Annotated in this window: 20 protein-coding genes; 16 read left to right on the top strand and 4 right to left on the bottom strand. The window is 52.8% G+C overall.

What is annotated here, in order from left to right:
- Window positions 1–54: 54 nt before the first annotated feature.
- Complete coding sequence (locus ACFMKP_RS22680) at window positions 55–201, bottom strand: hypothetical protein (protein ID WP_382295501.1); 147 nt, start codon at window positions 199–201, stop codon at window positions 55–57.
- A 313-nt stretch (window positions 202–514) separates the two neighbouring features.
- On the opposite strand from ACFMKP_RS22680, the gene ACFMKP_RS22675 reads away from it, so the two are divergent.
- The 7 genes from ACFMKP_RS22675 (at window position 515) to ACFMKP_RS22645 (ending at window position 7,248) form a co-directional block, all read left to right on the top strand.
- Window positions 515–1,003, top strand: coding sequence for a hypothetical protein (locus ACFMKP_RS22675; RefSeq protein ID WP_382295498.1), 489 nt, complete (start codon window positions 515–517; stop codon window positions 1,001–1,003).
- Window positions 1,004–1,206: 203 nt separating this feature from the next.
- Window positions 1,207–2,808: a tetratricopeptide repeat protein gene (locus tag ACFMKP_RS22670; protein WP_382295495.1), complete on the top strand. Its 1,602-nt coding sequence runs from the start codon at window positions 1,207–1,209 to the stop codon at window positions 2,806–2,808.
- A 101-nt stretch (window positions 2,809–2,909) separates the two neighbouring features.
- Window positions 2,910–3,311: an Imm10 family immunity protein gene (locus ACFMKP_RS22665; RefSeq protein ID WP_382295492.1), complete on the top strand. Its 402-nt coding sequence runs from the start codon at window positions 2,910–2,912 to the stop codon at window positions 3,309–3,311.
- Window positions 3,312–3,801: 490 nt separating this feature from the next.
- Window positions 3,802–4,572 (top strand): MOSC domain-containing protein, encoded by a 771-nt coding sequence (locus tag ACFMKP_RS22660; RefSeq protein WP_382295490.1) that lies wholly within the window; start codon window positions 3,802–3,804, stop codon window positions 4,570–4,572.
- Between the two features lie 48 nt (window positions 4,573–4,620).
- Window positions 4,621–4,833 carry a DUF4287 domain-containing protein gene (locus tag ACFMKP_RS22655; protein ID WP_382295488.1) on the top strand — a complete coding sequence of 71 codons (213 nt, stop codon included), beginning with the start codon at window positions 4,621–4,623 and terminating at the stop codon, window positions 4,831–4,833.
- 53 nt (window positions 4,834–4,886) lie between these two features.
- Window positions 4,887–5,663 carry an MBL fold metallo-hydrolase gene (locus ACFMKP_RS22650; protein ID WP_382295485.1) on the top strand — a complete coding sequence of 259 codons (777 nt, stop codon included), beginning with the start codon at window positions 4,887–4,889 and terminating at the stop codon, window positions 5,661–5,663.
- Window positions 5,664–5,787: 124 nt separating this feature from the next.
- The gene (locus ACFMKP_RS22645; protein WP_382295482.1) at window positions 5,788–7,248 is read left to right on the top strand and encodes a serine hydrolase domain-containing protein; all 1,461 of its coding nucleotides are present in this window, start codon (window positions 5,788–5,790) and stop codon (window positions 7,246–7,248) included.
- Window positions 7,249–7,340: 92 nt separating this feature from the next.
- On the opposite strand, the gene ACFMKP_RS22640 is transcribed toward ACFMKP_RS22645, so the two are convergent.
- Genes ACFMKP_RS22640 through ACFMKP_RS22630 form a run of 3 tightly spaced genes read right to left on the bottom strand, consistent with a single transcriptional unit; the run spans window position 7,341 to window position 10,881 of the window.
- Window positions 7,341–8,504, bottom strand: a complete 1,164-nt coding sequence (locus tag ACFMKP_RS22640) for a VWA-like domain-containing protein (protein ID WP_382295479.1) — start codon at window positions 8,502–8,504, stop codon at window positions 7,341–7,343.
- The gene (locus ACFMKP_RS22635; RefSeq protein ID WP_382295476.1) at window positions 8,501–9,499 is read right to left on the bottom strand and encodes an AAA family ATPase; all 999 of its coding nucleotides are present in this window, start codon (window positions 9,497–9,499) and stop codon (window positions 8,501–8,503) included. Before ACFMKP_RS22635 ends, ACFMKP_RS22640 begins: the two co-directional genes overlap by 4 nt.
- The gene (locus tag ACFMKP_RS22630; protein ID WP_382295473.1) at window positions 9,496–10,881 is read right to left on the bottom strand and encodes a hypothetical protein; all 1,386 of its coding nucleotides are present in this window, start codon (window positions 10,879–10,881) and stop codon (window positions 9,496–9,498) included. Before ACFMKP_RS22630 ends, ACFMKP_RS22635 begins: the two co-directional genes overlap by 4 nt.
- Window positions 10,882–11,183: 302 nt before the next feature.
- On the opposite strand from ACFMKP_RS22630, the gene ACFMKP_RS22625 reads away from it, so the two are divergent.
- From ACFMKP_RS22625 to cas6, 9 genes are all read left to right on the top strand, one after another.
- On the top strand, window positions 11,184–12,428 hold the full coding sequence (locus ACFMKP_RS22625) for a response regulator (protein WP_382295471.1): 1,245 nt from the start codon (window positions 11,184–11,186) through the stop codon (window positions 12,426–12,428).
- A gap of 17 nt (window positions 12,429–12,445) precedes the next feature.
- Complete coding sequence (locus ACFMKP_RS22620; protein ID WP_382295468.1) at window positions 12,446–13,975, top strand: sensor histidine kinase; 1,530 nt, start codon at window positions 12,446–12,448, stop codon at window positions 13,973–13,975.
- A 215-nt stretch (window positions 13,976–14,190) separates the two neighbouring features.
- Entirely contained in the window at window positions 14,191–15,192 is a 1,002-nt protein-coding gene (locus ACFMKP_RS22615; protein WP_382295465.1) for an ABC transporter substrate-binding protein, read from the top strand.
- Between the two features lie 181 nt (window positions 15,193–15,373).
- Entirely contained in the window at window positions 15,374–16,378 is a 1,005-nt protein-coding gene (locus ACFMKP_RS22610; RefSeq protein WP_204757183.1) for an ABC transporter substrate-binding protein, read from the top strand.
- A 79-nt stretch (window positions 16,379–16,457) separates the two neighbouring features.
- Window positions 16,458–17,972 carry a sugar ABC transporter ATP-binding protein gene (locus tag ACFMKP_RS22605; RefSeq protein WP_382295461.1) on the top strand — a complete coding sequence of 505 codons (1,515 nt, stop codon included), beginning with the start codon at window positions 16,458–16,460 and terminating at the stop codon, window positions 17,970–17,972.
- Window positions 17,969–19,063: an ABC transporter permease gene (locus tag ACFMKP_RS22600; RefSeq protein WP_382295458.1), complete on the top strand. Its 1,095-nt coding sequence runs from the start codon at window positions 17,969–17,971 to the stop codon at window positions 19,061–19,063. Before ACFMKP_RS22605 ends, ACFMKP_RS22600 begins: the two co-directional genes overlap by 4 nt.
- A 30-nt stretch (window positions 19,064–19,093) precedes the next feature.
- Entirely contained in the window at window positions 19,094–20,074 is a 981-nt protein-coding gene (locus tag ACFMKP_RS22595; protein ID WP_382295455.1) for a sugar ABC transporter permease YjfF, read from the top strand.
- A gap of 193 nt (window positions 20,075–20,267) precedes the next feature.
- A complete protein-coding gene (locus ACFMKP_RS22590; RefSeq protein ID WP_382295452.1) occupies window positions 20,268–21,203 on the top strand; it encodes a GNAT family N-acetyltransferase in 936 nt (311 codons plus the stop codon).
- A gap of 638 nt (window positions 21,204–21,841) precedes the next feature.
- Complete coding sequence (gene cas6 / locus ACFMKP_RS22585; protein WP_382295449.1) at window positions 21,842–22,108, top strand: CRISPR system precrRNA processing endoribonuclease RAMP protein Cas6; 267 nt, start codon at window positions 21,842–21,844, stop codon at window positions 22,106–22,108.
- Window positions 22,109–22,537 lie beyond the last annotated feature (429 nt).

Raw genomic sequence — 22,537 nt, 5'->3', positions numbered from 1 at the left:
ATCGGGTTCGAGCAGAACGTCGGTTAGGGGAATAGGCCCCCATGTCCATGAGCGTTAAGCCGAGCCGTCAGTGACCAATGAATCATGGCGTTGCCAGCGCTCCTGAAAAACCATTGCTGGCGAAGGTGCTGCCGTGGTAGGCAGGCTTGGAACAAGCACAGCGAGCATAGTCAGACCCAATTTCCAGAAACGACGACGCATACCAGATTCCTTTCATATCATATAAGAGCGGCGCGATTCCTCAGGATGGGGTGCATAGGTGAATGAGGATAGGTGTATCATACATGCTCAGCGCGGTATCGCGCATAAAAGCAACGTGATGCGCCTCTGATAGCCTGCTGAGAACCCTAGCTTGTTATGTTTGACGAGATTTTAAATAGAGCTAGAAGGAAAAACAATGCTTCCACTGTTAACTGAAACCCAACTTCATCAGGAGCTAGCGCTTAGCCAAAAGCAGCTGGCAGAACGGCGAAATTAGGGCCGAATAGAGCGGGTAGCACGCTGTCTGCGCCTGTTGGCTGATCCAGCAGCTGCGGCCTTATTTTGTGAGGCAGCAGCCTTGCACGAACGCGTATTCCATGAACCGACCAGTTTTGATAGCTTAACCAGAGCAAATCTCTATCGTTTAGCTGGCGAAAAGCATCTAGCACAGCGCTGGTTTCAAGCAACGACCGAGTATGCAGCGGCGCGACTTGTGCGCTACCCACGCAATACGACTGAGCAAACAACAGCAGCGATTGGCTGGTATTTTCTCGGCGACTATGATCAGGTTCGGGAGTATATTGTCCAGATTCGCAACGATCCTGATGGTGATGGCGGAATGGGCGAATGGTTGACAACCCTGATGCAGCTTGAAACTGCTCCCAATCAACAGCTGGCCCACCAATTTGTTAGGACAATCGAAAAGTACATTCAGCACGATCAGATTCGTTTTTCCGATACTGGCTCAGTCACGATTTGGGATTGGTATGAACTTGCCTATCGTTATACCCAGCACCATTAGCGTACAATTGTGGGCATTGGATTCAGCAAGAAAAGCCCAACGTAACCAATCAAGCGATAAAGGAGGATAGGATATCTTTGGATAGCATGCAGATTGACCCCTTTGATTCACTTCCTGTGCGGCAGTCCGTCGTTTATCCAACGGCGTTTATTCCGTTTGAGTCAAGTCTTACTTTTATAGGTCGTGCGGTGGAATTAAAAGCCATGGCCGCTGCGCTGGTTCCAGCTCAAGCTGCGCTCGTTCTACTTGGGCCAAGCGGAATCGGTAAAACCAGCCTCGTGACTGAGTCCATTGCTCGTTTTGGATACGCTTTTCCTGGTGGGATCTTTTGGCTTAATTGTGCCAACCGTAATCCGATTGAGCTTCAGCTTTCAGGCTATGCGCAGGAATTATCGATTGATAGAACTGGTTTGGATGGAGACCAACTGATTGAGCAGGTGATCAAGGCTTGGCAGTTGCCCATTCCACGCTTGCTGGTCTTTGATAGCTGCGACGATCCTCGCCTGCTAGAGCAATGGCAACCGCTAATTGGCGGTAGTCGGGTCTTGGTGACATCGCGCTTCGATCAGTGGTCAACCCTGAGCTCGCTTCAGCTTGACGTGCTAACGTCGATCGAAAGTCGTGAACTTTTGCAGCAAATCTGCCCGCGATTAAGCGCTGGAGAAGCGACAACGCTTGCGGCTGATTTGGGCCATTTCCCGTTGACATTACATGTGGCAGCGATCTATCTCCAAGCTGCTGCTTCACATAGCGTGCAACGCTACCAACAGGCGTTAAGCTTGATCAAGCAGCAAGCAAGCGTGGTTGTGTCGCAGCCATTAGATTGCTGTATAGCCAGCGTACGCTTGACTATTAATCAGCTTGATAGTTTGGCCTTGGGCCTGCTCGATTGTGTTGCATGGTGTGCCTATGGCGTGCCGCTACCGCGTGCGCTTGTGCTAACGTTTATTGCTGCTGAAACGCCAGTTGATACCGCCGTTGCGACCTTGCAGCGCTTGCTGGACGTAGGGCTACTTAGCGGAACAAATGCGATCATCATTCATCAAATAGTGGGCCAGATCGTTCATACACAGGTGGGCGATCATGCCCATGCCATCCACGTTGTAGAACGGTGGCATACCCAGCTTGATGGTTTGGATGGATCGGCTTATTTTGCCGCGATGCGTTGGGCGGCTCCCCATTTGCAGCAGCTTGCTAGCCGTATGCAGGGCTGGGGCGATCGGGCGGTTGCGATCTGTGCCAACCAACTTGCTGCTTATGCAGACGATTTGAACTGGGATTCGCTTGCAGAGTATTGGTATCAACAGGCTATGCTGGCACAAGAACGCTCATTGGGCTTGGTGCATGAGCAGCTTACTACAAGTTTAAATAATTTGGCCGAAAGTAGTGTGCGCCAAGGCAAAACTCTGGCCGCAATCGATTATGCCCAACGCGCCTATCAGATCAATCGCCAGCTCTTTGGGGAAATTCATGAGACCACGATGTTTCACGCGCTTAGAGTAGGCCAAATGCTGCGTGCCCATGGTTCATACCATTCAGCCCAAGCCTGGTATCGCCAAACCTTAGCGATTTTAGCGCAGCTTGATCCTGCAGAACACATCAGCACTATTCTTGAAGCGAACCTTGCTCTCATTGGCCTTTTGCAGCATGAAGGACAGGCGAAAGATGCTCGCCATATCTATCAACAGGCGATGCATATGCTCCATCCCTTCCCAATTACCAACGATATGGATGCGTATTGGGATCAATATCAAGCATTACAAGCAACACATCCTCATCAGACCGATCAAACAATGGATTCTTAAAAGCAGTTGGCGGAACGCCGAAATTATGGCCCCCTAGAACGAGTAGCTCATTGTCTGCATCTATTGGATGATCCAGATCATCGTGGATAGGAATCGTATTCATGGAAAAAATTCATTTTTTGGCGCGTGCAGTTGGCATCGATTGGATTGATGATGATATTTTAGCGATTGTTTTTGCTGATGATCCTGAGGAGCCTGCAGAATATCTCGAATTGCAGCGTAGCTTTGCCGCGCCTGATGAACAGGATCTTGCGTTAGGCATGGATACCTATTGTCTCAGTACCGCAGCGGGTGCTACAACCTATGGCGGGATTACGAGCTTTGTTATTCGTGATAACCAATGCACTATCGACCTAGCGCCAAGCGCAGCAGCAGAAATCGGCATAGCGCAGTATCAGATTGAGTTCGATCTCGCAGCAGACGATAGACTAATTCTGTATGAGCATATCCGCCAACTTTTTCAGGCTGCGCCGTCGGCTCCGCAGACGCTGCTTTTAGCGTAACGGAGCGGCATTGTGCTGCCATGGCCATGGCTCGTCAATCAACTGAGAGTTTGCCGCGCTGGGCATTAGGATCGAGGAAACTAATCCACCCGACGATGGTTTCACCAGGCAAGGCTGTGCGATCATCAGCTGAAAAAAAGACGCAGTAGCAACCAAACAAATCATGAGGATAATAGAATGATGTTCGGGTTTCTTTGGTAAAAAAAGGGAACGTGTGGGACTGTACTCCCTAAAAACGTCATCGTCACTTCAAGATCTGGTATATAAGCCATTGCATAACTCCAAGCTCTCAGTCTTTGTTGGCAGTGCTAAACCAGCACCTAATCTGGGGCAATTAAAGGTTCTTTTAGCATAGCATGCTGGGTAATGTCAACCAGCACTGCAAGAAATTATATTTACATAATAAAAAACTTTTACTGTTTAGCTTGATCCACTATAATTGCCAGCGCACTCTATCACCATATGCGTGCTTATCACAAAGGATTGTGCAATGTCGCGAGCTACAATACAGGCGCTCTTTCTTAAACCAGCCAAGGGTCAAGCGCTGGTTGATGTCAGCGCGCTTGGTATGGCAATGCAGCAAGGCTATGGGATTGTTGGCGATTGCAATGCCCATCTTTTGAGTCCTCGGCAAGTGTTAGTGCTCCGGCGCGAAGATCTTGATGCTTTTAAGCTGCACCCGGGCGATTTGCGCGAAAATATCGTGCTTGCTGGGCTGCCAGAGGCTGAATTCGTGCCTGGCGCAGTGCTGCATGTAGGCAAGTGCGTACAAATTCGGCTTACTTTTCATTGTGAGCCGTGTAAGCGAATCGCCCATGTGCTCGGCAGGCCGATTAAAGAGATTGTTGGCAAACGCGGGATTTTAGGAACGGTGCTTGCTGGTGGGGAGCTACGTTGTGGCGATGCGGTCGTGGTTGGCGCGGAGACTCAGCCGCCGCTCTCGCATATACCCTATAACCGTTTTTTGAGCTTTATTGCTTCCGTTCCCTATGCTAAAGTTGTAAGCTACAAAGAAATTGTGCTTGGCATGGGGGTGGCAAACAGTTTTATGCGGGTTATTCCGCATTATCTGCAAAAAACAGATCCTGAGCAGTATCCGATTCATCGGGTGGTTGATACACAAGGCCATCTGCTGCCCCACTATATTCCTAATCAACTTGAGGCCTTATGTGCTGAAGGTATCGCGTTGGTTAAGCTTGATAGCCTTGAACCAGCAGCGTATCAACTCGATCTTAAGCGCTATGGATGGCGTGGAAAATAGCGCAACCAGCGGCGATGCTTCACAAATAGCGATTCAGAAAGGATAGGTATGACGAAGGAACCATCGGTCAAAGGCCCAGCTTCCTATTTTCCAGCAATCGAAAAAACCTATGGCCATTCGATTGATCATTGGATGACGATTCTCGCTGGCATGACGGACAAAACCCATATGCAGATGGTTGCTGCACTGAAGGCTGAGTATGCTATGGGCCATGGCCATGCGAATGCGCTAGTTGCCTATTATCGCGCTCAAAAGCAATAGATCTGAGCGCTCGTGACGGTCTTGTGCACTTGCATCACGTATGAGGAAATTCGATGGAAATTCATTTGCTGCGCAATGCCACGATGCGGCTGCGCTATGCCCAACATACCTTGCTGGCTGACCCTGATCTTGCGCCACGCCATGCGCGTGATTCGTTTACTGGGCGTTCACGCAATCCCATGGTTGATTTGCCGCTGGCAAAAGAAGCGATTGTCGAAGGCATCGAGGCGGTTTTGGTATCCCACCTGCATGCCGATCATTTTGATGCTGAGGCGCAACAGCTTTTGCCAAAGGACATCCCCGTTTTTTGCCAACCAACTGATGCTGAACGGATTCAAGGCTATGGGTTTCGTAACGTTATTCCAGTCGATCACGTCGTTGAATGGCAGGGTGTGCGGATTACCCGGGTGGCTGGCCAGCATGGCTTTGGCGCTGACCTCGCAAGCATGGGCCAAGTATCAGGGTTTGTGTTGGCGGCTGCGCATGAACCAACGCTGTATTGGGTTGGCGATAGTGTGTGGTATCCCGATGTTGCAGCAACGATTGAGCAGTTTCAGCCAAGCGTGATCGTGACCCATTCATCGGGCGCGATTTGGGAAGCAGGAACTCCGATTGTGATGGATGCCCAGCAAACCATCACGCTATGTCAGACAGCAACCGCCAGTACGGTCGTTGCGATTCATCTGGATTCGCTTGATCATGGGCAGGTGTCGCGAGCTGATCTCCGCATGGCAGCCAGTGCTGCTGGAATTTCTGCGGCTCAACTGCGCATTCCCAACGATGGTGATGTGCTGAGCTTCGAGGGTTCATCAGCAGTTGCCTCTCAATAATCGACTAACCAGCAACGAAATGGCGTGGGCAACATAGCTCATGTGGTTCTGGATTGCTCCCGCAACATTCGGGCTATACCTTCCGTCTGATGCACTGAATAATGCTTCAGATAGGAGGATCTGTGTGCGCGTAACGATGTTTACGAGAATACTGCTTGCCATTTTTTGTCTACTTCTGATATTTGCTGGCCATCCAGGATTAGCGGCAACGCAGATTTCAATTGATTCGGTTATTCAAGACTTTATGCGCCAATCGCATGTCAGCGGCGGTGCGGTTGCAATCATTAAAAATGGGGAAGTGATTCATTCAGCAGGCTATGGGCTTGATTCGCTGGGCAATCCGGTTACTCCAGCTACGCCAATGCGGATCGCCTCAATGAGCAAATCGTTTACGGCAGTTGCGATTATGCAGCTGGTTGATGAGGGGAAAATTGAGCTTGATCTGCCTCTCACAACCTACCTACCAGAGGTCACGACGAGTAGCCCTAGCGGCCAACCGCTGATGGTTCGCCACCTTTTGAATCAGACTTCTGGTTTGATGCCCAGTGTCTCATCAGAATATGCCCATCCAACCCGTAGCTCGCTGGCTGAGGCCGCTGCCGATGTCCATGCGATCACGTTGGCAACCGCACCAGGAACAAGCTTTGCCTATCATAACCAGAACTATATGCTCGCAGCCCGTGTGGTTGAGGTGGTCAGTGGCCAACCCTATGCGCAGTATGTGCAGCAGCATATTTTTGAACCGCTCGCCATGCAGCACTCGGTTGAAACAACCCTTTGTAGTGATCCGGTGCCTGGTTTAACCAATGGCCATATCCTGCTTTTCAACCAAGCCATTGCTGCTCCAGAACCAATGGCGTTGTGTGCTGGCTCTGGTGGGGTGGTCAGTACTGCTGATGATATGGCGAAGTGGCTAAATCTACACACTGCGCAAGGCCGACTTTCCGATGGAACCAGCTTGCTGAGCGCTGCCAGCCTTGCAACCCTGCATACCCCGCCGAGCCAAGTCAGTGATTATGCGATGGGCTGGCATCGACACTTAGCGCCAGAAAAAACCCTGATCGAGCATAGCGGGAGTCTGATGACCTTTACCTCAGCCATGATCTTTAATCCAGCTACCAAGACTGGCGTGGTGGTTTTGCTCAATACCAACTCGTTGCCGCTCATCCTCGCCAAAAATTTGCTCACGGTTGTCGATGGCGATTCATCAGCACTCGAACCAATCAACGACCCGCGAATTTGGCTTGATATTATTGGCGTTGCGTTGACCTTAGGAACGCTGGCATTGGGCATCCGTGGGATTCGACGGGCACGGGCTTGGGCTACCCGTTTGAGCACAGCCTCAGCTTGGATTGTGGGCTTGCGTCTGTTGCCCTATGTACTACTACCAATCATTGTTGGCTTTCTGCCTTCAATCCTCAGGCGAGGTTTCAACAGCGATATTGATTGGGTTGGGTTGATCTATCTCCTGCCTATGCCCAGTTTGTTCAGCATTGTGCTGGGTCTGATGCTCGGTGCTATTGCGATCACCCGCATTCGAGGCTACTTCCAAACTCGAGCCAAGCGGCCAACCCCAATTGCCTAAATGCTCTCGTGAGGATGCACAGCATAAGGGATGTGCATCCTCCTCTGCCTTCGGCGTGCATGCAGCACAACCATAGCCAAGTGGTGTTTTGTTTATTCAAGCAGCAGCCGAATGGCCTCGCCAAAGGGAAAAGCTTCGCTATCCAGGCCGCCAGCAACGACCACCCACAATAATGGATATTCAGGGGGCATTGGCGGAAAACTGCCATAGCCATCGGTCAGATAGACCGCCACAACTGGCATATGCGGATGAATTAAGCCCTCAAGGGCTGCAAAAAAGGGGCGAAAATCGGTGCCACCACCGCCGATTGGCGCAGGAATTGGGCTATGGGCGGTGAGCTGAAATGGGCCATGGGCTTCTGCATCAACATAAAATAAATCACAGTTAATATGCGGATAGGAGCGTAAAATCCCCTGCACCTCATCCATAAAGAGCTGCAAATGGCGCTCATCGATTGAGCCGCTGGTATCGACCGCCACAAAAACGTGCAGACTCTCGCCAGCTAAGGCATCGAGGTAGAGACCGCGACTCAAAAAACGTCGATCAAAGCCAACAAAATCGGTGGGCGTTTGCACCAAATAGCGCCATAAATAGGTCCGCCAATCGAGTTTCTCAGGGTCGGTGCTGCGCAACTCGCGGCGTATGCTGCTTGGCAAACTGCCTTGGGCAACCATCAGCGCAATCAGATCTGCTTGGTGGCGCGCATTGCGCCAATGGGCTTCCAGCACTGCATTGCGTTTGGTGCCACGCGTCTCTTGTTCAAAACCGCCTTGGCCACTGAGACCCGATCGATTAGCCTCGGTTGCTTCGAGCAAATCAAGGCTGTCGGTCAGGGGGTAGCGGCTGGAGTCGCGGACTAATAATTCGTACACTTCTTCGACGCTTAATGCTTCAAGCTCAGGGTCGCGCTGGGTCATGGGGTCGCAGCCAATGCCCTCGATCGTGCTGATAATGCCATTCAACACAATATCGCAGGCCGTGTTCCAAATCCGTGGGTTGCGACTGCCACGGCGGGGAAGATGCAGCAAGGCCGCATGCAACACCTGATGCAGGATCAAGCGATCTTGATCCTGCTGGCGGAGAGTGGCGAAATAATCAGGGTTGACATACACCCGTTCACCATCAGTTGCAGCTTGATTCACATTCGTGGCCGCAACCACGGGCGCAAATAACACCAAGCTCGCAAAATAGGCTGAACGGGTGCGTAGCCGCAGCACCGACGCACTGATCATGCGCTCAAATTCGGCGGCACTCATGCCAACATCCTTTGATATGCTTGGAAGAAGGCTTGCAATTGGGCATCGCCCTGAACATAGGTGGCAAAGGCTCCAATTTGGCCTTTGAGCCGTAACTGACGCATTAGATCGGCAATAAAGACCTGTACCCATTCGGTTGGCGCTTGGGCCGCCATCCAACAAAAGGCTTGATAGGCGCTATCGGCAGTTGCAGCGCGTAAGGTCAAGCCGATCGTGTTGGCATAGCGTGCCCCAGGCTCGCTAGGAAAGGCCAAGTTTGCGCCTTCACCACGCAGAATCGCCTCAAAATCGGGCAGCGTTTGATACAGCTCGGTGTAGGAGTAAAACTCAGCTGCTGCATCGATCCCCACCACAGGAGCAAGATCAAGCTCGGCCTGATAGAGTTGGCTGGCCATCACCCATGAGCGTGGCGATGGCCACGCTGGATGCTGCGGATTGAGTTTGTGCAACAGGGTTGGGCGAAATGAGAGAAAGGCAATCACTTGCTCAGCCACATTCGCATTCAGCGCATAGGCCTTGAAACTATCAAAATCGGGCGTAACTTCAAGGTGGACAAAGCGATTCGCCAAGGGCGCTGGCATATCGAAAACCGCGGCTCGATCCTCTTTGCGATTACCTGCCGCCCAAACAAACCAGCCCTCAGGCAGGGTGTAGGAGCCAACCCGTCGATCAAGAATCAGTTGTTGGGCGACCCCTTGCATGGCTGGGGGAGCCATGTTTAATTCATCAAGAAACAAGATACCTTGGCCAGTTTGGGGCAGAAACTCTGGTGGGAACCAGCGCGAAATCCCGTTATCGGGCACTGGCAAGCCCCGCAAATCGGTTGGCGCAAGCTGCGATAAGCGCACATCAATAAACTCGATGCCGCTGTGTTGGGCAATTTGGGCCACAATGCTCGATTTACCAATCCCAGGTGGCCCCCAAATCATCGTGCTGAGATACAGCTTTTTCTGCACCAACGTATCGAGATAGTGCTGTAATTCTAACGGATTCATGCTTGCTCCTTCGCTCGTTGCTCAAGCACAGTTTGGGCTGCGCGGCGGACAAAACAATGCGCATCGTTGGCCAATTCGCTGATAATTTCTAGCGGAACTGCGGGATTGAGCGCCAATGCATAGCGCGCATACCAATAGGGCGAGCGCAGGCCTTTGCGCAAATGGTCGGGATTGGTGTATTGATTGGCCATGGCAATAAAATGAAACATTGGATGGGCCGAATAGAGCGCGGCGGTTAATGCCCGATCAAGCAATTGTTGGCGCGCGCTGGCTGATGTTTGCTTGTTGCGAACCACTGCATTGCGCACCTGAATCGATTCATCGGTCGCCAGGCGGGCTAAAATATCGGGGGTGACATTGGGATGCTGGGCAATCGCCTTGCGCATGCGTAACGCCGACCAGCTATAATCGCGGGCCATGGTCGCCAACAATGCAGTTGGAACATTGGGATTTAACGCGAGGGCATTGCGCACTGGCTGCACATCATCAAGCTCGAGGCTGGGCAACACCTCAAGCGGCGTATTGATATTGAAGGCAACTCGGGCACGAACGCTTGGGTCATCATCATCAGCCAGCAGCCTGAGAATTTCGGGGTCGCTCGATTCAGCAGCGAGTTTGCGTAGCTCACGATCTGCCGTGGCAATGGTAGCCAGATCGAAGCGCTCATGATTGACCGTATAGCTCATCGCCGCGAACACTTCATCTTCTAAGACCGTGACTGTTTGCTGCAAGGCTTGTTGAATATGTTCCTCATTTGATGCACGAAGGCGTTGCTCAAGCCAAGCTGGCAGCGTGCCCAACGCCAGATGCTCAATTAACGCCTCTTGGCCATCGACTGGTGGTAACGCAAGCTGGGCCACGAGCGCCTCAGCTTGCGCTTGCCAATCAGCGCCAGCCTCGCTATAGCTATTAATATGGTAGGCAATGGCTTGGGCAACATCGGGCGAGGCATAGCCACGAATCGTATTGAGCAGATTAAGCGGAATTGCTGGGTGGCGCAGAAATACTAATAAGCGCAGTTCATCCATCTGGCGAAATAAATCGGGATGTTCGAGCAGCAACAACAGCAAGACCGGATTGGCGAGAAACGCTTCGGGAAAGTCAGCGGCAAAGTGTAAGAGCGTTTTTTGCGGCGTATTGGGGTTGGCAACCAAGGCGGCAACAATCGCCGTGCGGGGATGAGGCTCTAAAACAACTGCTAATGGGCCTTGGCGACCAATAAAGCGCAGGAAGTCGGTTCCAGAAGTCGGGCGTTCAAAGTCGGGGTCGGCTACCAACGCAAGATAATTGGCAATCCGCAACAGTTCTTCGGGCGTGGTTGTCGAATCAGATGCTGCTTGGACCATGGCTTGTTCGTCAAGCGCTAATGGCTGATTTGGCACAGAAAACTCCCCCAATAAATCGCTCGTTTACCCAACCGCTCAATCGATAAACTTGGCTGATTGTACCATTTATCTAGATAGCCTGGAATGTGTAATGGATGCTTAAACGTCCAAGTCGCAACTTGACACCCATGCCATCATAGCCCTACACTACCCAAACATCTTCAAGCTCATTCCGCAAGCAGGCACAGCCTGGCTTAAATTCAAATAAACAGTAGCGGCAATATCCTCAATTGAACTGCTTGACACAAGCTATCTAGCCGATAACGCTGGGCGTGCGACGACGCATGAGGGGCGCAACGATGACCTACAAACTATTTTTAGTCGAGGACGAGATTATTACCCGCGAAGGGATTCGCGATGGGGTTGACTGGGCAGCGGCAGGCTATCAGTTTTGCGGCGAGGCCCCAGATGGCGAAATCGCGCTGCCGCTCATTCGCGAGCGCCGACCAGACATCGTGATCACCGATATTAAGATGCCGTTTATGGATGGCTTACAGCTCTGTCGAATTCTCAAGGAAACGCTACCAACCACAAAAATTATGATTCTCAGCGGCCATGATGAGTTTCGCTATGCCCAAGAAGCACTGCAAATCGGCGTTACTGAGTATCTGCTGAAACCCATTGTGGCCCACGATCTACTCGCGGCGCTGGCTAAAATCGCGCGCCAAATCGCTGAAGAACGACAGTCACGGGCGCACTTGGCAACACTGCAAGCTCAAATGTCCGACCATCAACCACTGTTGCGCGAGCGTTGTCTGCTTGATCTGGTTGCTGGAAGTAGCTCAGCAGCTGATTTTATGGAGCAAGCACGCAGCCTTGAGATTGATCTGTTGGCACCTTGGTATCAGGTGCTCGTGCTGCACGTTATGCCGCCGCATGCCAGTGCAATCCCGCTGTATGCCGTTTGCCAGCAAGTTGATGCAATCGTCGCCGGAATCCTCGCTGAGTCGCTATCGGTGGTGGCTTTCAAGCATGGCCTCGAAGACACGATCCTGATTATCAAGGGCGAAACTCGCGCTGATGTGGCCCAACGCGCAGCTGCGCTTAGTGCAGCCTTGAATCGGCAGTTGGCCGAGCAGGCAACTTGGCGGGCGAACATCGGCAGCGGCGAGCCAACCGATCGGCTCAGCATGATTACCCAATCATTTGCTCAGGCCCTGCTCCAGATCAGCGCTGGTGAGCGTTCGGCCGAGGTTGGGTTTAGCGATCAAGCGCCGCTGCACGCCGATCCGATGATTATGAAAGCGCTGGCCTACATCGATGCCAACTATGCTGATCCTGCGATGTCACTGAGCCAAGCTGCTGCCCAAGCCTTACTCAGCCCAACCTATTTCAGCGCACTCTTCCACCGCGAGGTTGGCGAAACCTTTATCGACTACTTGACCAATCTCCGGATTCGCAAAGCGATTGAACTGCTGCGCTCAACCTCGCTGACCGCCAGCGAGATCGCCTATCGCATTGGCTATCAGAACCCACGCTATTTCTATTCGGTGTTCCGCAAGGTTGTCGGGATGCCACCCAACGAGTTTCGCCAACGCGCCTAGGCTACGAGAGGCTCTCTATGGATGAAAATCTTTTCGCTCGTGCTCGAATCAGCGGCTTAGCAGGCATGCTTACCCTCCCTCGGCTACGCATGCGGCTGTCCATCCGCGACAAAATTCTGCTCGCCTTGCTGATGGTCGTGATTCTGATGAGCGTGCCCTATGTTTTCTTGATCGTGCCTGGCCTCGAATACAAGACCCAGTACGATGGGCTGATTCAGAACATTACAACTGCGAATAGTATCAACGGCTATATCAAGCCATCGATTGATGCAGAACTGTGGGAAATTATTGCTGGCAAAAAACCATTTGCCCAAGGTACGCAATATGCAATTTTGAGCGATGTCGACCATCGAATCGAGCAGATGATCAATAACTCCACCTCGGAAAAGGGTCGGGTTAAGCTCAGCATTATCCAGCACACCCTGCAAACCCTGCGCAGTTCGATCGATCGGGTTGGGATTCAGATTGCCCAAGGCAAAACGTTTGCCGAAAATTTGCTGCTGATGGAGGAGATTCGCAGCATTACCCAATTGATTGAGGGCAACGTTCAAGCCTATGCGCTGTTTGAGGTGAAGCGGACGCAACTGCAATATCAGGCGATGCAAAGCGACCTCACTAACTGGGCGATTGGAGGCCTGAGCGTCATAATCACGTCGATTGGCTTTTCGATCGTCGCTGCCTGGCGCATCTCAAAAAGCATCTATGTGCCAATCAAGAAGTTGCACGACGTAACCACCACGATTGCCCGTCACGATCTTGAGGCTCTCGTTATTGCCGATAATGCCGATGAGATCACCGAACTTGGCTTGAGCTTTAACATCATGGTTGGCAAGATCAAAGAATTGCTTGATGCCAAGCTCGAAGAACACGAGAACCTCAAAAAGGCTGAGTTGCGGGTGCTGCAAGCCCAGATCAACCCCCATTTCCTCTACAACACGCTCGATGCGATTATCTGGATGGCCGAATCCAAGCGCACAGCCCAGATCGTCGAGCTTGTTTCGGCGCTGTCACGCTTCTTCCGGATTACGCTCAGCAAAGGCCGAGATTGGATTACCGTTCGCGATGAGATTGCGCATATCGAAAGCTATCTGGCGATCCAGAAGATTCGTTACCGCGACATTCTCGACTATCAGATCGATATTCCCGAGGAAACTCGCAGCGGTGAGATGCTCAAACTTACGCTCCAGCCGCTGGTGGAAAATGCGCTCTATCACGGCATCAAGAACAAGCGCAACGGCGGCGCGATTGTGGTGCGTGGCCGCTGGCTGGCTGGCGATCGGCTCCAAATCGAGGTTGAAGATAATGGAATTGGGATGACCTCCGAACGGCTTACCCAGATTCAGGAGCTGTTGGCGGCGGGCAACCGCTGGGTAGCAGGCGCGATGCCGATCGTCGAAGATGGCTATGGCATTAGCAATGTTAATCAACGGATCAAGCTCTACTACGGCCCCGACTATGGGCTGTCGATCGAGAGCAGCCATGGACGTGGCACCTGCGTAACCTTGATCATTCCGCAGCAGCGCAAACCAGCGCCCGGCGGGAGCTGATATTGGTTGCCAACTCATTAATCATAAAAAATTAACCACCAGCTTAAAAAAACGAACACGTTGATTGCTAAAAAAACATTAAAATAGCAGCTATTCTGCATACAAATCAGGCTTGTTTGATGCGAGCCAGCCGCTATAATAGCCAGCATCCCAAGTCAATCACGTGTAATAGCCGACCATGACTGGTCGGGAATGCGCCAAAGGAGGCGACCTCAATGATTGCTCTTGCTCTCTACCGCAGCGTTATCGCGCTAGCCATAGTATCGACTCTGGCGGCGTGCAGCGAGTCTGCGCCTACAGCGAGCGGAGCACTAGCAACTCCACAAACTATCCAAACCAAAACCTATCCTGAACTCGTTGTCGGGTTTGCTCAAATCGGAGCCGAAAGCGAGTGGCGTACCGCCAACACCCGTTCGATCCAAACGACCGCAGACCAACTCGGCATCGAATTGGATCTTTCCGACGCTCAGCAACAGCAAGCCAACCAAATCAAAGCTATCCGTTCGTTCATCGCCCAAGGTGTCGATGTCATCGGGGTTTCACCAGTCGTCGAAACCGGATGGGACGAGGTTTTTGCCGAGGTCAAACAAGCGGGTATCCCGCTCATTTTGCTCGATCGCAGCGCCAATGTATCAGCCGATCTCTACAGCGTTCGGATCGGCTCGGACTTTGTTGAAGAGGGTCGGCGTGCTTGTGGCGAGTTAGCCCGCCTGCTTGATGGCCAAGGATCAATCGTCATTTTGGAAGGCACGCAAGGCTCGGCTCCAATGCTTGGGCGCGGCGCTGGCTTCCAAGAATGTCTGCAAACCTATCCAGATCTGCACGTGCTCGCCAGCCAATCTGCTGATTTTATTCGCGCTCGTGGCAAAGAGGAGATGGCGGCCTTACTGCAAACCCATGGCCACAGCATCGACGGTGTCTTTGCCCAAAACGACGACATGGCGCTTGGCGCAATCGAGGCCATTGAGGAGTATGGGTTGCGGCCAGGTATCGACATCAAAATTGTTTCGATTGATGCGGTGCGAGCCGCCTTTGAAGCAATGATCGCTGGCAAGCTGAATGCCACAATCGAGTGCAACCCGTTGCTTGGCCCGCTTTTCTTCGCGACAGCCCTCAACTTGGCCAATGATCTTCCAGTTGAAAAATGGATCAAGCCAGACGAAGGGATTTATCGCCAAGATACCGCCGCGCAGGAATTGCCCAATCGGCTCTACTAGAACTTTCTTTTCCCGATTTCTTTGAATCTAGCGAAATTCCTTTTGGGTGCGCACAGGCTGCGTGCTGTGGATCAGGCTGCGCTCGATCCGGGAGGATACATCCAAACTACGCTATTTTTTTTGTGGGCAACGACCGTTTACAAACACGATTTTCGTTTTCTTCGCGTAAGGAGGACTTTCCATGAGTAGTTCACGATCATTCGCCGCGCGTCTTATGGCGCTCCTGGTTATCATCGGGTTGGTTGGTTGCGGTGCCCAAACAGCGACCGAAGCGCCTGCGAACGCACCCGCGACCGGGGCAGGAGCGAAAACCTACAGCGATATGGTGCTTTGCTACCCACAGCTTGGGGCCGAAAGCGACTGGCGCACTGCCAATACCGCCTCGATCAAAGAAACAGCAGCCACCTTGGGCATCAAGCAATTGGTCTTCTCTGATGCTCAGCAAAAGCAAGAGAATCAAATTTCCGCTGTGCGTGCTTGTATTCAGCAGGGCGTAGATGTGATTGCCTTGCCGCCCGTGGTTGAAGATGGCTGGGATGCGGTTTTGACCGAGGCCAAAAATGCTGGCATTCCGGTGATCATTGTTGACCGCAGCGTGAGCGCCGACAAATCTTTGTATAGCACCCACATTGGTTCGAATATGACCTTGGAAGGCGAACGAGCTGCGGCTGAATTCAACAAAATGATGCCAAACGGCGGCGTGATCCTCGAGCTTTCGGGCACGACCGGCTCTGGTGCTGCCGTCGGACGGGCCAAGGGCTTACGCAACAAACTCAATTCGAACATCACCATTCTCGACTCGCAAACGGGCAATTTCACCCGCGCCGAAGCCGTACCGGTGATGCAAGCGTTGTTGAAAAAATATACCCCTGGCAAAGATTTCCAAGGCTTGTTTATCCACAACGACGACATGGGTATTGGCGCGATTGAAGTGCTCAAGGCAGCTGGGGTCAAACCAGGCGATCTCAAGATTGTATCGGTGGACGGCACACGTGGCGGTTTCCAAGCCATGGTCGATGGCTGGTTCCAAGCAGATGTTGAGTGTAACCCATTGCTTGGGCCACAGGTATTCGAATTGGCGCTGAAGCTGATGAACGGCCAACCAGTTGATGCTGAAGTGCTGACCGATGAAACCGTTTACTACCCAGAAAACGCCGCAGAGTTGTTGCCAACGCGCAAATACTAGCCAGCAAACAACCGCTGGAGGAGGCTCGATACCTTCTCCAGCGGTTTATGTGCTGCTAGATGAAAGGCGAGTGATTGTTATGGCTGATCCGCAGAATTTTATCACCGTCAGCGGCGTTTCCAAAGCATTTCCTGGGGTTGTCGCCCTTGAAGGGGTTGAGTTTACCCTACGAAAAGGCGAGATCCATGCCCTGATGGGCGAAAATGGCGCTGGAAAGTCGACCCTGATCAAAATTCTCACTGGCGTGGAGCAGCCCGACACGGGCTACATAGAACTAGAAAACAGCGCCATTAGCATTAGATCGCCGCAGCATGCCCAAGCGCTTGGCATCAGTACGGTGTATCAAGAGATCAATCTCTGCACCAATATTTCTGTGGCCGAAAATATTATGCTTGGCCATGAGCCACGGCGTTTTGGTGCCATCCATTGGAAAAAACTGAACGAGTTGGCGCGTCAGGCGCTTGCGCGGCTTGGCATTGAGTTGGATGTAACGCAGCCCTTGGGAATCTACTCGATTGCAATTCAGCAGATGGTTGCGATTGCCCGGGCGCTAGCGATTGCCTCGGCCAAGGTGTTGATTTTGGATGAACCAACATCGAGCTTGGATGCCACCGAAACTGCCCGTCTCTTCGCGGTTATGCGCTCGCTCAAGCAGGCAGGCATCGGGATTGTGTTTGTCACCCATTTTCTCGACCAAGTGTACGAAATCGTCGATCGGGTGACAATTCTGCGCAATGGGCGCTTTGTTGGCAGCTTCGAGATTGCAGCGCTCTCGCGGGTGGAGCTGGTGGCCAAAATGCTTGGGCGGGTGGTTGATGAATTACAGGCCTTGGCTCATGACAAAGATAATTCTGCTCAACAGACCGAAAAAAATCAACTGATTGAAGCCTCCGGTTTGGGGCTGCGGGGCGCGTTAGAACCGCTTGATTTGACGGTGGGTGTTGGCGAAGTGCTTGGGATTGCAGGGCTGCTTGGCTCGGGACGCACCGAATTGGCAAGCTTGCTGTTTGGCATCGCAACCCCTGATAGCGGCTCGCTGGTGATCGATGGCCAGCCAGTGACGCGCTTCTCGCCCCAAGCGTTGATTAAGCGTGGGGTCGCCTTGTGCCCAGAAGATCGCAAAGCCGAGGGGATTGTGGGCGAACTCAGCATTCGCGAAAATATTATCTTAGGCTTGCAAGGGCGTTATGGTTGGTTCAAGTTTATTGGCCGCCAGAAGCAGACCGAAATTGCTGAAAAATATATTAAGTTGCTCGGCATTCGCACGCCATCGCCCGACCAGTTGGTTAAAAACTTAAGCGGCGGCAACCAACAGAAGGTTATTTTGGCACGCTGGCTGGTTACCCAGCCTCGGCTGCTGATCTTAGATGAACCAACGCGGGGCATCGATGTTGGAGCCAAGGCCGAAATTCAAAAGCTGGTGCTGGAACTGGTGAAGGATGGCATGTCGATCGTCTTTATCTCTTCCGAACTGGAAGAGGTGGTGCGGATCAGCGACCGAATTGTGGTTTTGCGTGACCACGCGAAAGTAGCCGAGTACGACCATGCGGTAAGCGATCGGACTCTTATGCAAACGATGGCAGGTGAGGCATGAACAATCGAATTTCCTTCAGCCGAATTCGCGAAAGTCGGCTGTTTTGGGTGCTCACTGCGTGGGCAGTTATTCTTGGCTTTAATGCGCTGTTCGTGCCCGAATTTTTTCGGATCGGCATTCAAGATGGCCATCTCTACGGCAATCTGATTGATGTGTTGAACAACGGCGCGCCGCTCATGCTGGTGGCAATCGGGATGACCTTAGTGATTGCTACAGGCGGCGTTGATCTTTCGGTTGGGGCAGTGATGGCAATCTCGGCGGCTATGGGGGCGGTCTTGATCAACCCAGCGCCTGGTGACAAGCTGGTCTCAAATGAGATTTTGACCAGAAACGCCACCAATACACCACTAGCAATCATTGTGATTGCGACACTGGCGGCGGGCACGCTCTGCGGCCTTTGGAACGGCTTACTGGTATCGCGGGCCAAGATTCAGCCGCTGGTAGCCACCCTGATTTTAATGGTAGCAGGGCGGGGCATTGCCCAGCTGATTAGCAACGGTCAGATTATCACCATCTACTACACGCCCTATTTTTGGTTTGGCAACGGCTACATCTTGGGGCTGCCCGTTTCAATCTATATTGTGGCAGCGGTGGCCATCCTCGCATGGGTGGGCGTGCGCAAAACCCCAATTGGCCTTTTTATCGAAGCGGTGGGGCTTAATCCAAAAGCCACCTACTACAGCGGCATTAGCGCCAAGAATATTCAGTTGCTGGCCTATACGTTTAGCGGTTTTTGCAGTGCACTGGCTGGTCTAATTCTTAGCTCGTATGTGCATAGCGCCGATGGCAACAATAATGGCCTTAACTATGAGCTAGACGCAATTTTGGCCGTGGTAATGGGTGGGACGATGTTGTCTGGTGGGCGTTTTTCGCTGCTGGCGAGCGTGCTTGGCGCGATTGTGATCTGGACATTTACGCTTTCGATGTATGCGCTGGGCGTGCCTGCGAATGCTTTGCTTGCTGGGCGGGCGGTGCTTGTGCTGCTGGTGATTCTGCTCTATTCCGATCGGCGGCTGATCAAACGGCGTGGCAAGAGCAACCAAGCGGCGGTGCAGTCGCAGGATGAGAAGCCAAGCCTGCCGCATCCATAGCCTCGAACCAGCGCTTTGAAAGGGATTTCCATGACACAACGGCTAAAGCTTTCCGTGCTGCGGCATGGCCCGCTGCTGACAACAATCACGATTTTTCTTCTGGCCTACATCATTGGTGCGCAGCTGTACCCTGCGATGCAGCGGCCTCAGGCATTTTTCAACCTGTTTATTAACAATGGCTTTTTGCTCATCCTAGGGATTGGCATGACCTTTGTGATTCTGACGGGAGGAATTGACCTGTCGGTCGGTGGTGTTTTGGCCCTGACAACAGCAGCATCGGCGGCGTTGCTCAACCTTGGAGTCAGCCCGCTCGTGGTTATGCCGCTGATGCTGGTAATGGGCACAATGATTGGGCTTGGTTTGGGCTGCCTCATCCATTTCTTCAAAGTGCAGCCTTTTATCGTTACCTTGATGGGCCTGTTTTTTGCTCGTGGGCTGGCGTATATCATTAGCCTTACATCGGTCACAATTACTGACCCACTCTACAAATACTTGGCCCTAACCCCGATCTATCTGCCTTTTTTTGCCAAAGCCTATATTTATATTCCGACCCTCGTCGGCCCGGCGCTTTTGGTAGTGGCGGTCTATCTGGCCTACTTCACCCGTTTTGGCCGAATTGTCTATGCCATCGGCAATAATGAGCAGTCGGCGGCGCTGATGGGATTTCCGGTTGGCCGCACCAAAGTCTTGGTCTATGCCTTCAGTGGCTTTTGTTCAGCCTTGGCTGGGATTGTATTCAGCATTTCGCTGCTGGCTGGCTATGGGCAGTTCGCGACCGGCGTGGAGCTGGATGTGATCGCGGCGGTGGTGATGGGCGGCACGCTGCTTACTGGTGGGGTTGGCAACGTGATCGGCACCTTGTTTGGCATCCTGATCGAAGCGACGATCATTTCGATTCTCCAATACAACGGTACGCTCAGCTCGTGGTGGACGCGAATTTGCGTTGGGGTGCTGACGCTGATCTTTATTGGTATCCAAAGCGGATTTGCGCTGCGTAAGAAAAAATCATGATCGACAGCACAGAAGAGTGGCTGCTATCCTGTTGCCAAAAATCTGCTATCTAATTCCAATATCTTCGGTTATCATACCGAATTGGCAGCTTTTCGTGATTTGTGCCAACTCATGGAATAGATGCTGCACGTTTAGGGCGAGCACCAGTGGCAGAAAACATTTTTGGGGGCTTGCCAGATTGCAAGGAGTTGGAATGGATAGCATTATCAGGCCCGCAGACAGACGTGATACAGCTGCGCTTGTTGCGCTGATTGCCAGTGAAGGCAGCAGCGTGGTTACGGGCGATATTTCGCATGATCAAATCGCTCCAGACGGGTATGTTGCTCAACGGATGGTTGCCTTGGCTCATGATGGCAGCCTGCTAGGATCGAGTTGGGTTGCCCGTGCTCCGTGGCGGCCTGATGGCTGGTTTGAACTGCAAGTCGTGGTCGATTCGGCGCAGCGTGGCCAAGGGATTGGCACTGCCTTGGTCGTTGATGCCCTTCAATTGCTTGAGCAGCAGGGCTGGCGCACGCTCCAGTGTCATGTTCGCGATGGCGATGCAGTGGCGCTACGGTTTGCCCAGCAGCATGGATTCAGCCTGAGCCAGCGTTTTTTTACCATGGTGCTCGATGTGGCCAGTTTCGATGCCAACGCATTTCAAGCGGTTGTTCAAACAGCGGAGGCAGCAGGATTTTCCTTCTTCACCTTTGCCGATGTGGCCAACCAGCCTGATGCAGCGCGCAAACTCTATGAGCTTAACCGGCGCTTAGCCCCCGATCTGCCCGGGAATGACGACTCCTTTCCCACATTTGAAGAGTACGCCCATGAAATTATTGGGGCTGACTGGTTCCGGCCTGAGGGACAGTTTATTGTGGCCGATGGCGAGCGTTGGGTTGGGCTAGTTGGCATGGGCTTTGATGATGCAGCCCGCACGATGAGCCATGAGTTTAGCGCGGTCGATCGAGCCTATCGGGGCCGTCGGCTGGGTATGGCCCTCAAGGTGCAGAGTGCCATGCTTGCCCAACGCTTGAACATGGAGCGGATCGTCACGGGCAACGATAGCACGAACACAGCGATTGTGGCACTGAATCATACCTTAGGCTACCGAGAGCAGCCCGGCATATGCAAGCTGCTACGTGAACGTTGATTCAGCTATGCAAACTCATCGCAGCATTATCTGCCCTCGGTGCATGCACATGATGGCTGTGCTATCATAGGCGCACGCTGCATTGAGGATCGAGGTGCCCCATTTACCCATCCTGCACGGACGATTTGTGTATGAACTGTTGGCGGATGCCCGCCTCCCGCGCTGGAAAGGCGCGTTACTGTGTGGCGGCTGGGGGCGTGCCCTCTCTGCCGTGTTTTGTCACCCGCACTGCGATCAGCCGGCTCACTGTTCGCATGCCTGCCCTTACCGCATGCTGTTTACACATTGTTTTCATGGTCTTGTACCCCCGCTAACTGCCGCCACTGTTCGCATGCCTGCCCTTACCGCATGCTGTTTACCCCCGAAGCCCCACCTGGCCATGTCGCTGGAGTGCGTGATGCGCCCCGTCCCTTTCTGGTTCGCCCTCCGTTGACCGATCACACGAGCATGCGGCGCGGCGATCAACTCGTGTTTGAGGTAGTCTTGATCTGATCAGCGGTACACTATGCCCATGTTATGATGGCCGCCTTTGCCCATTGAGGTCGCTTGGGATTAGGCGGAGACCGTAGTCCAGCAACGTTAATCCAAGGGTTCACTTTTTCTGATCGTGAGCAGCAGTTCATCCCATTTATGGGACAATGCCATGGCAACCCCCTGTCGATGCGCTGCTCGCGGATGCGCGCGTTGCTCACGTTGTTGAAGATCGCATGCGGTGGGTGGATTGGGGACGAACATCCGAGGCAACCGGCCAAACGATGCACTTGGGAGGTATGATCGGGACGCTCGATGTCCATGGCATGACCCCCGCCTTGGCAACACTTCTCACGATGGCATCAATCGTCCATCTTGGGAAAGCCGCTGTCTTTGGGAATGGCTGGTTTCGCGTGCAACCCACCGCTACCTAAACCATGATGCTATGGTCAAACATTCCCTCACCCCCCAGCCCCCTCTCCCACAAAAACGCGGGCGAGGGGGAGCATCCCTGGTACACCAGGGAATTGGGAGAGAACCACAGCATGAAAGCCTCTCGCCACGGGAGAGGGGGCTGGGGTGAGGGGATCTCAACAACCGACCCTTGGAAGCCCGTCCCTTCTGCCACGAAAACGCGGGCGAGGGAGAGCACCCGTTTTCACTACCAAATCATGCAACAACCACGGAATAAAAGCCCCTCGCCCGCGCCACGGGAGAGGGGTTGGGGTGAGGGGATCTCAACAACCGACCCGTGAAAGCCAGTCACTTCTGCCATGAAAACGCGGACGAGGGAGAGCACCCGTTTTCACTACCAAATCATGCAACAACCACGGAATAAAAGCCCCTCGCCCGCGCCACGGGAG

Source organism: Herpetosiphon sp. NSE202, from assembly GCF_042688385.1.
Taxonomy (GTDB): Bacteria; Chloroflexota; Chloroflexia; order Chloroflexales; family Herpetosiphonaceae; genus Herpetosiphon.
Note: the sequence above shows the minus strand (reverse complement) of the source record. Positions and strands in the feature narration are given on the sequence as shown.

Excerpts from the sequence above, each read along its gene's own strand:
- ACFMKP_RS22650 (WP_382295485.1), top strand. The coding sequence starts at position 4,887 with ATGGAAATTCATTTGCTGCGCAATGCCACGATGCGGCTGCGCTATGCC.
- ACFMKP_RS22635 (WP_382295476.1), bottom strand. The coding sequence starts at position 9,499 with ATGAATCCGTTAGAATTACAGCACTATCTCGATACGTTGGTGCAGAAA.
- ACFMKP_RS22640 (WP_382295479.1), bottom strand. The coding sequence starts at position 8,504 with ATGAGTGCCGCCGAATTTGAGCGCATGATCAGTGCGTCGGTGCTGCGG.
- ACFMKP_RS22600 (WP_382295458.1), top strand. The coding sequence starts at position 17,969 with ATGAACAATCGAATTTCCTTCAGCCGAATTCGCGAAAGTCGGCTGTTT.
- ACFMKP_RS22610 (WP_204757183.1), top strand. The coding sequence starts at position 15,374 with ATGAGTAGTTCACGATCATTCGCCGCGCGTCTTATGGCGCTCCTGGTT.
- cas6 (WP_382295449.1), top strand. The coding sequence starts at position 21,842 with ATGCCATGGCAACCCCCTGTCGATGCGCTGCTCGCGGATGCGCGCGTT.
- ACFMKP_RS22680 (WP_382295501.1), bottom strand. The coding sequence starts at position 201 with ATGCGTCGTCGTTTCTGGAAATTGGGTCTGACTATGCTCGCTGTGCTT.
- ACFMKP_RS22665 (WP_382295492.1), top strand. The coding sequence starts at position 2,910 with ATGGAAAAAATTCATTTTTTGGCGCGTGCAGTTGGCATCGATTGGATT.
- ACFMKP_RS22620 (WP_382295468.1), top strand. The coding sequence starts at position 12,446 with ATGGATGAAAATCTTTTCGCTCGTGCTCGAATCAGCGGCTTAGCAGGC.
- ACFMKP_RS22625 (WP_382295471.1), top strand. The coding sequence starts at position 11,184 with ATGACCTACAAACTATTTTTAGTCGAGGACGAGATTATTACCCGCGAA.
- ACFMKP_RS22670 (WP_382295495.1), top strand. The coding sequence starts at position 1,207 with ATGGCCGCTGCGCTGGTTCCAGCTCAAGCTGCGCTCGTTCTACTTGGG.
- ACFMKP_RS22595 (WP_382295455.1), top strand. The coding sequence starts at position 19,094 with ATGACACAACGGCTAAAGCTTTCCGTGCTGCGGCATGGCCCGCTGCTG.
- ACFMKP_RS22590 (WP_382295452.1), top strand. The coding sequence starts at position 20,268 with ATGGATAGCATTATCAGGCCCGCAGACAGACGTGATACAGCTGCGCTT.
- ACFMKP_RS22655 (WP_382295488.1), top strand. The coding sequence starts at position 4,621 with ATGACGAAGGAACCATCGGTCAAAGGCCCAGCTTCCTATTTTCCAGCA.
- ACFMKP_RS22615 (WP_382295465.1), top strand. The coding sequence starts at position 14,191 with ATGATTGCTCTTGCTCTCTACCGCAGCGTTATCGCGCTAGCCATAGTA.
- ACFMKP_RS22605 (WP_382295461.1), top strand. The coding sequence starts at position 16,458 with ATGGCTGATCCGCAGAATTTTATCACCGTCAGCGGCGTTTCCAAAGCA.
- ACFMKP_RS22660 (WP_382295490.1), top strand. The coding sequence starts at position 3,802 with ATGTCGCGAGCTACAATACAGGCGCTCTTTCTTAAACCAGCCAAGGGT.